This is a genomic window from Pseudoxanthomonas sp. USHLN014 (genome assembly GCF_037153335.1).
Taxonomy (GTDB): Bacteria; Pseudomonadota; Gammaproteobacteria; order Xanthomonadales; family Xanthomonadaceae; genus Pseudoxanthomonas_A; species Pseudoxanthomonas_A winnipegensis.
On the sequence record NZ_JBBCKO010000002.1, the window covers coordinates 432,128 to 447,079 of the forward strand.

The window sequence follows — 14,952 nt, forward strand, 5'->3', positions numbered from 1 at the left end:
CGCTGTCCCGACGCCGGCGCTCGCGCCGGCGTCGTCGTGTCCGGGTCCGGATCAGGCCGCGGCCGCGCGCTTGGCCTTGCCCAGCGAGACCTTGTGGACCTTGGCCATCAGCTTCAGCGCGGCCTGCTCCCACTGCCGCTCGCCGCGCGCGTCGCCGGCGATCTTCTGCAGCCGCCCGTCCTCCCAGGCCACGAACACGCAAGGGTCGATGTACGCCTTGCGGCACACCGCCGGCGTGTTGCCCAGCGCCCGGGCGACCTCCTTGATCACCCCATTCTTGGCACGGTTCAGCCCGGCCTTGCTGGGCGGCTCGGGCAGCGGCGTGGCCGCCAGCAGCTTGAACGCCGCCAGCGTGCCGCCCCAGGTGCGGAAGTCCTTGGCGGTGAAGTCCTCGCCCATCACCTCGTGCAGGTAGGCGTTGACCTGCCCGGAGTCGACCGGCTGCAGCGTGCCGTCGTCGTCCTGGTACTGGAACAGCGCCTGCCCCGGCAGGTGCTGCACCGCGCGGATCAGCTTGACCAGGCGCGCATCGTCGATGCCGATGTCGTGCTCCAGCCCGCCCTTGCCGCGGAACTTCAGCCGCACCCGGTCGCGGGCGAAGGCCACGTGCCGGTTGCGCAGCGTGGTCAGGCCGAAGGAGCGGTTCTCGCGCGCATAGGTGGCGTTGCCGATGCGCACCAGCGTCTCGGCCATCACCGCCACCACGATCGCCAGCACCTTCTCGCGCGGGAAGCCGGCGCGCTTGAGATCCTGGCGCAGGCGCCGACGCAGGCGCGGCAGGGCGGCGCCGAACTGGACGATGCGGTCGAACTTGCCCTCGCCGGTGACCTGCATCCAGTCCGGGTGATAGCGGTACTGCTTGCGCCGGCGCGCATCGCGCCCGGTGGCCTGCAGATGCCCGCGCTCCTGCAGGCAGATCCAGACCTCGGTATAGGCCGGCGGGATGGCCAGCGCGCGGATGCGGGTCAGGGTCAGCGCATCGCGCACCGCGCGCCCCTCCGGGTCGCGATAGCCGAAGCCCTTGCCGGCGCGTCGCCGCGAGTAACCGGGCTCGGCATCGCTGACATAGACCAGGCCGGCCAGCTTGGCCACGTCGGCCATCGGCGGCGGGACCACCGGCGGGGCGGGGGTGCGCTTGCGGGAATTGGGAGAGGCAGCCATGCCGGCGGCACGTTGTCTGCTCGTGCATGAAAGCGCCGTCAACCGACGCATGCGCGGGCGCGTCGGCTGGTTAACATGAAGCCCTCATCGTCACGGAGCCTTCGCATGTCCCCCCTCTCCGCCTCCTCGCTGATGTTGCTGCTCGCGCTGGCCGGCTGCGCCGCGCCCAATCCCGACGAACAGGAACAGGCCGTGGCCCAGTCCGAGCAGCGCGCCGATGCCGCCGCCACCCCGACGCCGGAGGCCGCGCCGCCGGCCGACGCCAGCGCCTGCGACGCCACCCAGGCGCAGTGGATCGTCGGCAAGACGCCGGCCCAGGCCGACGTGGACCAGGCGCAGAAGGACGCCGGCGCCAAGAGCGCGCGCACGCTCAAGCCCAACCAGCCGGTGACGCTGGAATTCAACGAGAGCCGGCTCAACATCGAGGTCGACGAGAAGGGCGTGGCGGTGTCGGTGCGCTGCGGCTGAACAGCCCGCCCGCGCCCGGGTCGGCCCCGGGCGCGGAACCCCTGAAAACGCGGCGGTTTCGTTGCCCCTGAAACCGTCACTGCACCAAGGTGGCGCAGGCGTTGCGGCGGCGCACCAAGTTGTGGTGTCATCGCAAGTCCGGTGACACCTTCTTCACGTCTGCGCCGCCCATCGAAGGGCTCGGGTGCCGCCTGCCCCTCCTTCGTTTTCGAGGTAGCACCAATGGCCCCCCGCAACCGCCACGGGCTGTACGACCCCAACGACGAACGCGATGCCTGTGGCTTCGGCATGATCGCGCAGCTGGACGACCAGCCCTCGCGCCAGCTCGTCGATACCGCCATCACCGCCCTGTCGCGCATGACCCATCGCGGCGGCGTGGCGGCCGATGGCCTCACCGGGGACGGCTGCGGCCTGCTGATCCGCAAACCGGAAGGCTTCCTGCGGGCGCTGGCGCGCGAGGCGCATCTCGAGGTCGGCGCCCGCTTCGCCGCCGGCCTGGTGTTCCTGCCGGGCGACGGCGATGCCGCGCACGACTGCCGCGACCGCCTGGAGGCCGAGCTCACCGCCACCGGCGTGCGCGTGTGCGGCTGGCGCGTGCCGCCGACCGACGAATCGGTGTGCGGCGAGCTGGCCAAGGCCACCCTGCCGCGCATCGAGCAGATCTTCGTCGAGGCCGGTGCCGAGCAGGACGTGGAGGCCTTCGCCCTGGCCCTGTTCCTGGCGCGCCGCCGCGCCGAGCAGGCCCTGCGCGAGACCACGCCCGATTTCTATGTAGTGACCCTCTCGCCGCACGTGATCGGCTACAAGGGCATGGTGCTGCCCGACAAGCTGCCGGTGTTCTACCCGGACCTGCAGCGCAACGACCTGACCTCCAGCGCGGTGGTGTTCCACCAGCGCTTCTCGACCAACACCATGCCGCGCTGGCCGCTGGCGCATCCGTTCCGCCTGCTGGCGCACAACGGCGAGATCAACACCATCGAGGGCAACCGCTCCTGGGCGCAGGCGCGCAGCAAGGTGTGGAAGACGCCGAAGTTCGACATCGCCCAGTTCGATCCGGTGATCTCCATGCACGGCTCGGATTCGCAGAGCCTGGACAACATGCTCGAGCTGCTGGTCGCCGGCGGCATGGAGCTGATCCAGGCGCTGCGCATCCTGGTGCCGCCGGCGACGGCCTCGCTGGAGTTCAAGGACGCCGACCTGGCCGCGTTCTACGAGTTCTACGGCCTGAACACCGAGCCGTGGGACGGCCCGGCCGGCATCGTCGCCTGCGACGCGCGCTATGCGGCGTGCATGCTCGACCGCAACGGCCTGCGCCCGGCGCGCTGGATGCTGACCTCCGACCGCCACTTCCTGGTCGCCTCCGAGGCGGGCGTGTGGGAGCTGCCGGCCGAGCGCATCACCCGCAAGGGCAAGCTGGGCCCGGGCGAGATGATGGCCATCGACCTCAAGCGCGGCGACCTGCTCGACTCGGATGCCATCGATCGCATCAACCGCGGCCGCGCGCCGTTCAAGCAGTGGCTGCAGCAGGGCGTGACCTATCTGCAGACCGAGCTGATCGACCCCTCGCTGGTGGAGGAGCCGTTCGACGAGAAGACCCTGCGCAGCTACCACAAGCTGTTCCAGCTCAGCACCGAGGAAGTGGAGCAGATCCTGCGTCCGCTGGCCGAGACCGAGCAGGAGGCCACCGGCTCGATGGGCGACGACACGCCCATGGCCGTGCTGAGCCAGCACACCCGGCCGCTGTACGACTACTTCCGCCAGGCCTTCGCGCAGGTGACCAACCCGCCGATCGACCCGCTGCGCGAAGGCATCGCCATGTCGCTGTCCACCCAGCTGGGCCGGGAGACCAACATCTTCCACGCCGGCCCGGAGACGGTGAACCACGTCATCCTCAACTCGCCGGTGCTGTCCCAGCGCAAGCTGCGCCAGCTGTTGAAGATGGACCAGTACGCGCACAAGAACCGCTTGATCGACCTGTCCTATGCGCCCGAGGAAGGCCTCAAGGCCGGCATCGAGCGCATCTGCCGGGAGGCCGAGGCCGCCGCGCGCGAAGGCATGGTCATGCTGCTGCTGTCCGACCGCTATCCGGTCGCCGACCGGCCGATGGTCCACGCGCTGCTGGCCACCGGCGCGGTGCACCACCACCTGTCCAACGTCGGCCTGCGCTGCGACGTCAACCTGATCATCGAGACCGGCACCGCGCGCGATCCGCACCACATGGCCTGCCTGCTCGGCGTGGGCGCCACGGCGGTGTATCCGTACCTGGCCTACCAGACGCTGTTCGACCTGGGCCGGCGCGGCATCCTGCTGCTCAAGGCCGGCGGCGAAGTGGCCCAGATCGGCCGCAAGTACCGCAAGGGCGTCTACAAGGGCCTGTCCAAGATCATCTCCAAGATGGGCATCTGCACCATCGCCAGCTATCGCGCCGCGCAGCTGTTCGAGGTGGTGGGACTGGACCGTGAGGTGGTGGAGCTGTGCTTCCCCGGCGCGGCCAACCGCGTGGGCGGCGTGGGCTTCGAGCGCCTGGACACCGAGGCCCGGCAGCTGACCCGCAACGCCTGGAACGACCTGCGCAAGCCCGAGGTCGGCGGCCTGATCAAGTACGTCCACGGCGGCGAGTACCACATGTACAACCCGGACGTGGTCATGACGCTGCAGCGCGCCACCCGCACCGGCGATGCGAAGGATTGGCAGGCATACACCGACGCGGTGCACAACCGCCCGGTCTCGACCCTGCGCGACCTGCTGCAGCTCAAGCTGGCCGACACGCCGCTGCCGCTGGATCAGGTCGCCGAGGCCGGCGACGTGCTGCGTCGCTTCGACACCGCCGCCATCTCGCTGGGCGCGCTCTCGCCCGAGGCGCACGAGGCGCTGGCCATCGCCATGAACCGGCTGGGCGGGCGTTCCAACTCCGGCGAGGGCGGCGAGGACCCGGCCCGCTACGGCACCGAGAAGCGCTCCAAGATCAAGCAGGTGGCCTCGGGCCGCTTCGGCGTCACGCCCGAGTACCTGGTCAATGCCGAGGTGCTGCAGATCAAGGTCGCCCAGGGCGCCAAGCCCGGCGAAGGCGGCCAGCTGCCCGGGCACAAGGTCAACGAGCTGATCGCGCGCCTGCGCTACGCCAAGCCCGGCATCGGCCTGATCAGCCCGCCGCCGCACCACGACATCTATTCCATCGAGGACCTGGCCCAGCTGATCTTCGACCTCAAGCAGGTCAACCCGAAGGCGCTGGTCTCGGTGAAGCTGGTCAGCCATGCCGGCGTGGGCACCATCGCCGCCGGCGTGGTCAAGGCCGGCGCGGACCTGATCACCATCTCCGGCCACGACGGCGGCACCGGCGCCTCGCCGATCAGCTCGATCCGCTATGCCGGCGTGCCGTGGGAGCTGGGCGTGGCCGAGGCCCACCAGGCCCTGGTGCAGAACCAGCTGCGCGAGCGCACCGTGCTGCAGACCGACGGCGGCCTGAAGACCGGCCTGGACGTGATCAAGGCCGCGCTGCTGGGCGCGGACAGCTTCGGCTTCGGCACCGGCCCGATGATCGTGCTGGGCTGCAAGTACCTGCGCATCTGCCACCTCAACAACTGCGCCACCGGCGTGGCCACCCAGGACGAGCGGCTGCGCGCGGACCACTTCACCGGCCTGCCCGAGCGCGTGGAGAACTACTTCCGCCTGCTCACCGAGGAAGTGCGCGTGTGGCTCTCGCGCCTGGGCGTGCGCTCGCTGGACGAGATCGTCGGCCGCACCGACCTGCTCGAGCAGGTCGTCCACAGCCCGCGTCCGGGCGTGCACGTGGACCTGACGCGGCTGCTGGCCGGCGCCCAGGTCGACGGCGGCACCTGCGCCGCGCAGCGCATGTACGAGCCGCCGGACAGCCTGGCCACGCAGCTGGATTCGGAGCTGGCGCGGGCGATCGCGACCAAGGCCGGCGGCGACCACCGCCATCTGATCCACAACACCGACCGCTCGATCGGCACGCGCCTGTCCGGCGCCATCGCCCGCGCCCACGGCAACCACGGCATGAGCGATGCGCCGATCCAGCTGCGCTTCCGCGGCACGGCCGGGCAGAGCTTCGGCGCGTTCAACGCCGGCGGCCTGAACATGGAGCTGGAAGGCGAGGCCAACGACTACGTGGGCAAGGGCATGGCCGGCGGCCGGCTGGTGGTGCGCCCGCCGCGCGGGGCGCGCTTCGAGGCGCGCAACACCGCGATCCTGGGCAACACCTGCCTGTACGGCGCCACCGGCGGCGAGCTGTTCGCCGCCGGCCGCGCCGGCGAACGCTTCGCGGTGCGCAACTCCGGCGCGCTGGCGGTGGTGGAAGGCGCGGGCGATCACTGCTGCGAGTACATGACCGACGGCATCGTCATGGTGCTGGGCCGGGTCGGCCTGAACTTCGGCGCCGGCTTCACCGGCGGGCTGGCCTATGTGCTGGACGTGGACCGCGATTTCGTGGACCGCTACAACCACGAGCTGATCGACATCCACCGCATCAGCGGCGAAGGCTTCGAGAGCTACCGCCAGCACATCCACACCCTGATCCAGCGCCATCGCGAACTCACCGGCAGCATCTGGGCCCAGCAGATCCTGGACGAGTTCCGCGACTACATCGGCAAGTTCTGGCTGGTCAAACCCAAGGCCGCCAGCATCGAGTCGCTGACCGACGCGTTGCGGCGCGCCGCCTGACGGCGGCGGGATTGGGGATTGGGGATTGGGGATTGGCTGAAGCGATCCCTCCCCGATCCCCCCGCCCGGTCCCGCTTCTTCGAATCCCCAATCCCGAATCCCGAATCCCACCCCAATGAGCCGCAAGCACGCCTTCCAGTTCCTCGACCTGCCCCGGCAGATGCCCTCGCGCATCCCGGTGGAGCTGCGCACGTCCGGCGACTGGGGCGAGCTGTACGGCAAGTTCGACAAGGCCGACGCGCAGTACCAGGCCGGCCGCTGCCTGGACTGCGGCAACCCGTACTGCAGCTGGAAGTGCCCGGTGCACAACGCCATCCCGCAGTGGCTGCAGCTGGTGCAGGAGAACCGCATCCACGAGGCCGCCACGCTGTGCCACTCGACCAATCCGCTGCCGGAAGTCTGCGGCCGGGTGTGTCCGCAGGACCGCCTGTGCGAAGGCAGCTGCACGCTGGAGGAGTTCGGCGCGGTCACCATCGGCGCGGTGGAGAAGTACATCGTCGACACCGCGCTGGCCACCGGCTGGCGCCCGGACCTGTCCAGCGTGCAGCCCACCGGCAAGCGCGTGGCGGTGATCGGCGCCGGCCCGGCCGGGCTGGGCTGCGCCGACCGGCTGGCGCGCGCCGGCATTCATGCGGTGGTGTTCGACCGCTATGAGCAGATCGGCGGGCTGCTGCAGTTCGGCATCCCCAGCTTCAAGCTGGACAAGACCGTGATCGCCCAGCGCCGCGAGGTGCTCGAGGGCATGGGCGTGGAGTTCCGCCTGGGCGTGGAGATCGGGCGCGACGTCAGCCTCGATGCGCTGCTGGAGGAATTCGACGCGGTGTTCCTGGGTACCGGCGCGTATCGCTACACCGATGGCGGCCTGCCCGGGCAGGACCTGCCCAACGTACTGCCGGCGCTGCCCTTCCTGGTGCAGAACAGCCGCATCGTCACCGGCAGCGACGGCTGGGGCCGGCCGATCGCGGGCTGGGAGGACAAGATCACCCTGCCCGACCTCACCGGCAAGCGCGTGGTCGTGCTGGGCGGCGGCGACACCGGCATGGACTGCGTGCGCAGCGCCATCCGCCTGGGCGCGGCCAAGGTCACCTGCGCCTACCGCCGCGACGAGGCCAACATGCCCGGCAGCGCGCGCGAGGTCGCCAACGCGCGCGAGGAAGGCGTGCGCTTTCTGTTCAACCGTCAGCCGCTGTCGATCGAGGCCGGCGCCGACGGCCAGCTGGTCGGCGTGCGCGTGGCCGAGACCCGCCTGGGCGAGCCCGACGCGCGCGGCCGCCGCAACGCCGAACTGATCGAAGGCAGCGAATCGCTGCTGGACGCCGACGTGGTGATCATCGCCTTCGGCTTCTCCCCGACCCTGCCCACTTGGCTGTCGGCGGTGGGCGTTGAGGGCCAGGCCAACGGCCGCATCGTCGCCGGCGGCGACGAGCGCCTGCCCTACCAGACCACGCACCCCAAGCTGTTCGCCGGCGGCGACGCCGTGCGCGGCGCCGACCTGGTGGTCACCGCTGTGGCCGAAGGCCGCGACGCCGCCCAGAGCATCGCCGAGCTGCTGCTGGGCTGACAGCGCCCGACGAACAGAGACCCCCATCGTCATTCCCGCGAAAGCGGGGATCCATGGACGGCTTGGCAGACCGCGTAACGTCCATGGACTCCCGCGTTCGCGGGAGCGACGGGGTGTTGGCTATCGCGCAGCTTTGGTTACCGGAGCGGGGAACTGCACCGCCCGCGCATGACCTCACCTCGTCATCCCCGCGAACGCGGGGATCCATGGACGTCCTGTCGGTCCAAGCAACGTCCATGGACTCCCGCGTTGCGCGGGAGCGACGCGTGACTTGCGGACGCGTGTCTTGCGATCGCAGCGGCGGACTGCATCGCCCCCAGCTAACAACCCTTCGTCATTCCCGCGAAGGCGGGAATCCAGCGGCCTTCCACGTCCTGCATCCGGTTGCCGATGCAACCGAACTGGGCGTCGTTGAAGCTGCCCGTTAAGCTCAACGCTTCCCTCCCCTCGTCTCGCCTCGAACATGCCTGCCTTGCCTGCGCGCGTGCTGCGCGATTCTTCGCTCTCGGCCATGGCGGCCGGCTTCGTCACGGTGCTGGTGGGCTTCGCCAGTTCGGTGGTGATCGTGTTCCAGGCGGCGCAGGCGGTGGGGGCCAGTCAGGCGCAGATCGGCTCGTGGATCCTGGCGCTGGGGCTGGGCATGGGCGTGAGCTGCATCGCGCTGTCGCTGCGCTACGGCGTGCCGGTGGTCACCGCGTGGTCGACGCCGGCGGCGGCGATGCTGGCGGCCAGCCACACCGGCCTGCCGCTGCCCGAGGCGATCGGTGCCTTCGTGGTGTGCGCGGTGCTGGTGGCCGTGGCCGGGTTCTCCGGCCTGTTCGAGAAGACGCTGCACCGCATCCCGCTGCCGCTGGCCGCCGGCATGCTGGCCGGGGTGCTGCTGCGCTTCGGCCTGGACACCTTCGTCGCGCTCAAGACCCAGCCGCTACTGGTGCTGGCGATGCTGGTCACCTACCTGGTGATGCGCCGCTGGTGGGCACGCTATGCGGTGATCGCCTGCCTGCTGGTCGGCGTGCTGGTGGCCGCCGCCAGCGGCACCCTGCATCTGGAACAGGCGCATCTGACCCTGGCCCAGCCGGACTGGGTGACGCCGCGGTTCTCGCTGGCCGCGCTGCTGGGCATCGCGTTGCCGATGTTCGTGGTGACCATGGCCTCGCAGAACGTGCCGGGCGTGGCGGTGATCCGCGCCTCGGGCTTCGAGGTGCCGGTCTCGCCGGTGATCGGCTGGACCGGCGTGCTCACCGCGCTGCTGGCGCCGCTGGGCGCGTTCTCGTTGAACCTGGCGGCGATCACCGCGGCGATCTGCATGGGCCCCGAGGCGCATCCGGACCGCACGCGGCGCTACATGGCCGCGGTCTGGGCGGGGCTGTTCTATCTGGTCGTCGGCCTGTTCGGCGCCACGGTGGTGACGCTGCTGGCGGCGTTCCCGAAGGAACTGGTCATGGCCATCGCCGGCATCGCGCTGCTGGGCACGCTCGGCGGTGCGCTGGGCACGGCGGTGAAGGACGAGGGCAGCCGCGAGGCGGCGCTGGTCACCTTCCTGATTACCGCCTCGGGCCTGAGCCTGGCCGGCATCGGCGCGGCGTTCTGGGGCCTGGTCGGCGGCGTGCTGACGTTGCTCGTCCTGAAACCCCGCAAGGCATGACACCTGCGTCAGTCACCGCGGGTTTCATGCTGCGGTCGCACACGATCGCCTAGGCTCGGGATCACGATGCGGCCGTTCCCCCACCTGCCGCCGATGGCTGCTCGCAGCCGTGAGTCTTTCGCATCGTGGCCTGTCGTGCTCCGCGCCCGCGCGGAACCGCCAACGGCCGGCGGCGCCTGATCCGGAGACGTCCCATGCGCCCGATCCGCTATCGCCCCGCCGGCCTGCTGCTGGCGACCGCCCTGGCCTTCGCCCCCCTGGCCCACGCCGAACAGGCCCTGCGCTACGCCGGCGTCAACCTGGCCGGTGCCGAATTCCAGTCCAGCAAGAAGCCCGGCACGCTGTACAAGGACTACACCTACCCGTCCGAATCGGACTTCGCCTACTTCGCCGCGCAGGGCATGAACGTGGTGCGGCTGCCGTTCCTGTGGGAACGCCTGCAGCCGACGTTGAACGGCGAGTTCGACCGCGCCCAGCTGGACCTGCTGCGCAAGACCGCGCAGACCGCGAGCAAGCACGGCATCACCCTGCTGCTGGATGTGCACAACTACGGCGGCTACAACGGCCAGACGATCGGCAGCGCCGCCGTGCCGGTCGCGGCCTTCGCCGACCTGTGGCGGCGGCTGGCCAGCGAGCCGGCCTTCGCCAACAACGACAAGGTGCTGTTCGGCCTGATGAACGAGCCGCACGACATCAGCGCCAACGACTGGGCCGCCGCCGCGCAGGCGGCGATCGATGCGATCCGCGGCACCGGCGCGAAGAACCTGATCCTGGTGCCGGGCACGGCCTGGAGCGGCGCGCACAGCTGGACCAATGCCTCGGCCGGGCGCGGCGTCTCCAACGGCGATGCGCTGGCCGGGTTGAAGGATCCGGCCAACCGCCTGGCCTTCGAGGCGCATCAGTATCTGGACCGCGATTCCTCCGGCACCAAGCCCGAGTGCGGCGACGATCCGCAGATCGGCGCGCGCCGGCTGGAAGGCTTCACGCGCTGGCTGGAGGCCAACAAGAAGGTCGGCTTCCTGGGCGAGTTCGGCGCCAGCGCGGAATGCATCCCGGCGCTGGACGCGATGCTGGCCTATATCCAGGCCCATCCGCAGCAGTGGCTGGGCTGGAGCTACTGGGCGGCGGGCGCGTGGTGGGCACCGAGCTATCCGTTCAACGTGCAGCCCAATCGCGATGGCAGCGCCAAGCCGCAGCTGCCGACCCTGCGCAAGTACGCCGGGCAGGTCACCGGCAAGCCCGCGCACGACTGATTCGGCACCACCCAGCCGGAATCGCCGCCGGGTGGGCGGCGGTCCGGCATTGGCGCACGCGGCCGGGAGGCACGGCCACGGCGCGAGCTGGATAGCGCGCGACGCAAGGCCGCACGCGGCTTGCGCGATCGGTCCGGAACGAAGCATGCGGCGTGTTCCAGAACGCGACACGACCCGAGGATCCATCGGATCCGGCATCCGGCTTGCGCCTATGCTGGGTGCGTGCGCTCGGCTCCCGAGCCCAGGGACCAACCACCGAGCGCATCGGTGAGGACGCGGCGCGATCGCAGCATCGAGCGCCTGCAGCGTCTGCGCAGGATCGTGGTCGCCGCCGAGTTCGCCCTCTTCGCAACGCCGCCATCGGCCTGCCTCGTGCTCGCCGCTCCTTCGCCCGTTTGCCGTCGCCCGCGTCCGCGCCGACGGTGACTGACACCAGAGCCATCGCCATGCGCCCGATCGCCTCCCCCGTTCTGATGCGTTTCGCCCTGGCCTTCGCGTTGGCCTGCCTGTCGGCGCTCGCCGCCGCGCAGACCCGCGCGCTCGCGTACGTGGGCGTCAACCTGGCTGGCGCCGAGTTCGCCTCGGACAAGAAGCCCGGCGTGCTGTTCCAGGACTACACCTACCCTTCCGACGGCGACTTCGGCGACTTCGCCGATCGCGGCATGAACGTCATCCGCCTGCCGTTCCTGTGGGAGCGACTGCAGCCGGCGCTCGGCGGCACGTTGGATAGCGCCCAGCTGGCGCAGCTGCGCACCGCCGTCACCCGCGCGCGCGACCATGGCCAGGTGTTGATCCTGGATCCGCACAACTACGCGGCGTTCAACGACCAGGCGATCGGCTCGCAGGCGGTGCCCGACTCGGCCTTCGCCGATCTCTGGCGGCGGCTTGCGCTGGCCTTCGGCAACGATGAGGCGGTGATCTTCGGCCTGATGAACGAGCCGGTGGGCCTCAAGGCGACCCGCTGGGCGCGCACGGCGCAGACGGCCATCGACGCCATCCGCGCCACCGGAGCGAACAACCTCATCCTGGTGCCGGGCGTGGCCTGGACCGGCGCGCACAGCTGGACCAGTGCCGAGGCCGGCGGCGGCGTGTCCAACGCCGATGCGCTGGTCGGCCTGCGCGACCCGGCCAGCAACCTGGCCTACGAAGTCCACCAGTATCTGGACAGCGATTCCTCGGGCACCTCGCCCACTTGCGTGAGCCCCACCATCGGCGCCGAGAAGCTCGAGGCCTTCACCGACTGGCTGCGCGCCAATGGCAAGCGCGGTTTCCTTGGCGAGTTCGGCGCCGCCGCCAACGCCACCTGCCTGGCCGCGCTGGACGGCATGCTGGGCTACATCCAGAACAACGCCGAGGTCTGGGCGGGCTGGACCTACTGGGCCGGCGGTGCGTGGTGGGGCGACTACATGTTCAGCGTGCAGCCAAAAGACGATGGCAGCGCCAAGCCGCAGATGGCGATCCTGTCCGAGCGTGCGCGCCAGGCGCTCGATGCCGCGGTTACGGCGCGTCTATCCATCGGCGAGTCGCAAACGGCCAAGGCTCAGCCGGTCGAGATCAAGGCCAAGGGCAAGCGCTGAGTCCAGCCGCCGGCGCCGCTCCACGCCCGGGATCAGTCCGGATCGCGCAGCTGCAGCAGCCAGTGGCTGACCTGGCCGCGGCTGGCCGGCAGCGGCTCGAAGTCGAACTGCTGCAGCACCGGGTCGGCATTGGCCACGCGCAGCGGCAGCACCGCATTGCTGGGTTCGCGCGCGTGCAGGCCCTGCTTGAGCGCCTGCAGCTGCGCCTCGGACACCGAGGGGTCGAGCAGGGCGCGCATGTCGCGGCCGATCATGCCGCTGGCGTCCTCGTCGGCCAGGTGGGCGAAGGCGTCGTTGGCGAACAGCACCCGGCCGATCCCGGTCGGCCCGCGCTCGATGATCGCCACGCCCTGGCGCAGGCGCGCCAGCGAGGCTTCCAGCAGGCTGAAGTCCTGCTGCACGCGCTTGCGCTCCATCAGCTCGATCAGCACGCGCAGGCTGCGCGCCGATTCCAGATGCAGCAGCGACCACGGCCGCGCCTGGCCGCGCACGGTCTGCTGCCACAGATCGAAACTCTTGCGCGGCGACAGGCGCGAGTTGGGGATGTCCACCAGCTTGGCCAGCTCCGGGTTGCCGGCCCAGTTGATCGTCTCGATCTGTTCGCGGCGCGTCCACAGCAGCGCGCTGCGCGCCTGCGGCATCAGCGGCACGAAGATCAGGCCGGCCGCCAGCGGCGCCAAGTCGGCCAGTTCCGGGAAGGCGCTGCCGATGGCGTCCACGTGCAGCGCGCCGACCACGCCCTCGCGCAGGACCTCGTCGTCGCGCGCTTCGATCTGCTGGCGGATGCGCGCCAGATCCTCGACCGACGGCAGCGTGCCGTAGCCGATCACCTCATCGCCGTTGTAGATCGCCACGCCGTCGGCATCGACCACGTCCATCAGTTCCGGCGCCAGCTCGGTCAGCATCTCGGTGGAGAGCGTGTCGGCATTGTTGAAGGCGGTGATCAGCTTCTCGCGCACGGTCAGCAGCACGGCCTCGGTGCGCGCGCGCTCGACCGCCTGCAGCGCGCCGATGCGCGCGGCCAGGCCGCGGGTCAGCGCATCGGCGACATCGCGCATGGCGTGGCTGGCGAACAGCGGCGCGTAGTGATGGCAGGCGATCAGCCCCCACAGCACGTCGTTGACCACGATGGAGGTCACCAGCGTGGCGCTCACGCCCATGTTGCCCAGGTACTCCAGGTGCACCGGCGAGACGCTGCGGATGCTGACGTCGCTCAGATCCACCGGCGCGTGGTCGCGCGGGTCCAGCGGCGGTTCGATCGGCGAGGGCCGGTAGCCCACGTGCGCGATCTGGCGCACGCGGTTGCGCAGGTACAGCGCGCGCGCCTGCGCCGGGATGTCGGTGGCCGGGTAGTGCAGGCCCAGGTAGGCCTCGAGCTCGGGACGCCTGGCCTCGGCGATGACGTCGCCGTTCCACTCATTGTCGAAGCGGTAGACCATCACCCGGTCGTAGCCGAGCTGGGCGTGGATCTCGCGCGCCACGCGCAGGCTGGCCTCGTGGATGTGGCGGTCGCGCTCGACCAGGCGCAGCACCGGCAGCACGTCGCGCACGCCGACGTCGGAGGCCTGCGAGTCGCGCGGCTCGATCTCCACCAGCCACTGGCTGGGCGCCAGATGCCAGGCCGCCACGTAGACCTCCGACGGCGCATCGGCGCGCTGGGGGAAGCCGACGGCTTCGTGCGCCAGGTGCAGGGGCTCGCGTACCTCGTCGGCCGCCGGCAGCGTGCGCGCCTCCAGCGTCAGCAGCGCGTCCCAGCGCTGGCCGATCAGCTGCGCATGCGGCACGCCCAGCAGGTCGGCGGCGCTGCCGCTGGCCTGCAGTACCTGTCCGCTGGCAGGCTCGATGACGAGCAACGCGCCGTACGGCTGGACCGAGCCGGGGATATGGATCGGCTCGCGCGCGCAGGCATCCATGTCCACGGTGTCCGGCGACAGGCTCATGCGGCCACCCCGGCGGCGAGCTGCTGATGGAAACGGGCGAACATCGACTGCGCGCCGCCGATGGCGGCCTGGCGCTGCGCGGCGGAGGGCAGCGCCGCCTCCAGGCAGGCCTGGAACTGGCGCCAAGCGCCGGGCGCCTCGCTGCCCAGGTCGAAGTAGGCCAGCGCGGCGGACAGCGCCGGCTGGGCGGCGCGGAAGGCGCGCGCGATCAGGCGCCCGCCCAGCAGCGAGCCTTCGATCACATACAGCTGGCCCCAGGCCGCGGCCGCCGGCTCCGCCTCGGTCAACGGCGCGGCCGCGGGCGCGGCGACGCCGAGCGTGGCCAGGTCGGCGCGCAGCGCCGGCCCGCGCGCACGGTAATGCCAGCCCTGCGCCGCCAGCGTCTGCAGCCAGGCAGCATGCGTGCGTTCCCAGGGTTCGACCAGGGCCAGATGCTGTTGCAGCACCCGCACGTACTGGTCGCAGGGCAGCGCGCCGTGCGCGAGCGCGTGCATGTGCGGCAACGCCTCGACCGCGGCGTGGGCCTGGGCGGTCGCCTCACGCAGCGCGCGCGCCAGGGGAACGGGGGCAAGGGCGGCGTCAGCGGGCATGCGGGGTCGGACGAGGGTGGGAGGGCATCGCGCCAAGCCTACCAGCGGCGTCAGCGGCGCCATACCCGGACGTGTGG

9 protein-coding genes are annotated in these 14,952 nt (G+C 70.9%); 6 read left to right on the forward strand and 3 right to left on the reverse strand.

All coding sequences use genetic code 11. From position 1 onward, the window contains the following. Window positions 1-51: 51 nt before the first annotated feature. Window positions 52-1,101 (reverse strand): DNA topoisomerase IB, encoded by a 1,050-nt coding sequence (locus tag WFQ05_RS05850; protein WP_337053259.1) that lies wholly within the window; start codon window positions 1,099-1,101, stop codon window positions 52-54. A 165-nt stretch (window positions 1,102-1,266) separates the two neighbouring features. Here WFQ05_RS05850 and WFQ05_RS05855 point away from each other — a divergent pair, with 165 nt between their 5' ends. The 6 genes from WFQ05_RS05855 (at window position 1,267) to WFQ05_RS05880 (ending at window position 12,345) form a co-directional block, all read left to right on the forward strand. Next, window positions 1,267-1,629 carry an I78 family peptidase inhibitor gene (locus WFQ05_RS05855; RefSeq protein ID WP_165394609.1) on the forward strand — a complete coding sequence of 121 codons (363 nt, stop codon included), beginning with the start codon at window positions 1,267-1,269 and terminating at the stop codon, window positions 1,627-1,629. 222 nt (window positions 1,630-1,851) lie between these two features. Beyond that, window positions 1,852-6,309 carry a glutamate synthase large subunit gene (gltB, locus tag WFQ05_RS05860; protein WP_337053057.1) on the forward strand — a complete coding sequence of 1,486 codons (4,458 nt, stop codon included), beginning with the start codon at window positions 1,852-1,854 and terminating at the stop codon, window positions 6,307-6,309. A gap of 115 nt (window positions 6,310-6,424) precedes the next feature. Further along, complete coding sequence (locus tag WFQ05_RS05865; protein ID WP_130534308.1) at window positions 6,425-7,870, forward strand: FAD-dependent oxidoreductase; 1,446 nt, start codon at window positions 6,425-6,427, stop codon at window positions 7,868-7,870. 463 nt (window positions 7,871-8,333) lie between these two features. Next, a complete protein-coding gene (locus WFQ05_RS05870; protein WP_306994383.1) occupies window positions 8,334-9,515 on the forward strand; it encodes a benzoate/H(+) symporter BenE family transporter in 1,182 nt (393 codons plus the stop codon). Between the two features lie 194 nt (window positions 9,516-9,709). Beyond that, window positions 9,710-10,768, forward strand: coding sequence for a glycoside hydrolase family 5 protein (locus WFQ05_RS05875; protein ID WP_337053059.1), 1,059 nt, complete (start codon window positions 9,710-9,712; stop codon window positions 10,766-10,768). Window positions 10,769-11,241: 473 nt separating this feature from the next. Further along, complete coding sequence (locus WFQ05_RS05880) at window positions 11,242-12,345, forward strand: glycoside hydrolase family 5 protein (protein ID WP_337053260.1); 1,104 nt, start codon at window positions 11,242-11,244, stop codon at window positions 12,343-12,345. Between the two features lie 32 nt (window positions 12,346-12,377). On the opposite strand, the gene bphP is transcribed toward WFQ05_RS05880, so the two are convergent. Next, complete coding sequence (gene bphP / locus WFQ05_RS05885; protein WP_130524015.1) at window positions 12,378-14,285, reverse strand: bacteriophytochrome BphP; 1,908 nt, start codon at window positions 14,283-14,285, stop codon at window positions 12,378-12,380. Then, window positions 14,282-14,875: a biliverdin-producing heme oxygenase gene (locus WFQ05_RS05890; protein WP_130524016.1), complete on the reverse strand. Its 594-nt coding sequence runs from the start codon at window positions 14,873-14,875 to the stop codon at window positions 14,282-14,284. The genes bphP and WFQ05_RS05890 overlap by 4 nt, the downstream gene beginning before the upstream one ends. Between the last annotated feature and the right edge of the window lie 77 nt (window positions 14,876-14,952).

Excerpts from the sequence above, each read along its gene's own strand:
- gltB (WP_337053057.1), top strand. The coding sequence starts at position 1,852 with ATGGCCCCCCGCAACCGCCACGGGCTGTACGACCCCAACGACGAACGC.
- WFQ05_RS05880 (WP_337053260.1), top strand. The coding sequence starts at position 11,242 with ATGCGTTTCGCCCTGGCCTTCGCGTTGGCCTGCCTGTCGGCGCTCGCC.
- WFQ05_RS05865 (WP_130534308.1), top strand. The coding sequence starts at position 6,425 with ATGAGCCGCAAGCACGCCTTCCAGTTCCTCGACCTGCCCCGGCAGATG.
- WFQ05_RS05855 (WP_165394609.1), top strand. The coding sequence starts at position 1,267 with ATGTCCCCCCTCTCCGCCTCCTCGCTGATGTTGCTGCTCGCGCTGGCC.
- bphP (WP_130524015.1), bottom strand. The coding sequence starts at position 14,285 with ATGAGCCTGTCGCCGGACACCGTGGACATGGATGCCTGCGCGCGCGAG.
- WFQ05_RS05850 (WP_337053259.1), bottom strand. The coding sequence starts at position 1,101 with ATGGCCGACGTGGCCAAGCTGGCCGGCCTGGTCTATGTCAGCGATGCC.
- WFQ05_RS05875 (WP_337053059.1), top strand. The coding sequence starts at position 9,710 with ATGCGCCCGATCCGCTATCGCCCCGCCGGCCTGCTGCTGGCGACCGCC.
- WFQ05_RS05870 (WP_306994383.1), top strand. The coding sequence starts at position 8,334 with ATGCCTGCCTTGCCTGCGCGCGTGCTGCGCGATTCTTCGCTCTCGGCC.
- WFQ05_RS05890 (WP_130524016.1), bottom strand. The coding sequence starts at position 14,875 with ATGCCCGCTGACGCCGCCCTTGCCCCCGTTCCCCTGGCGCGCGCGCTG.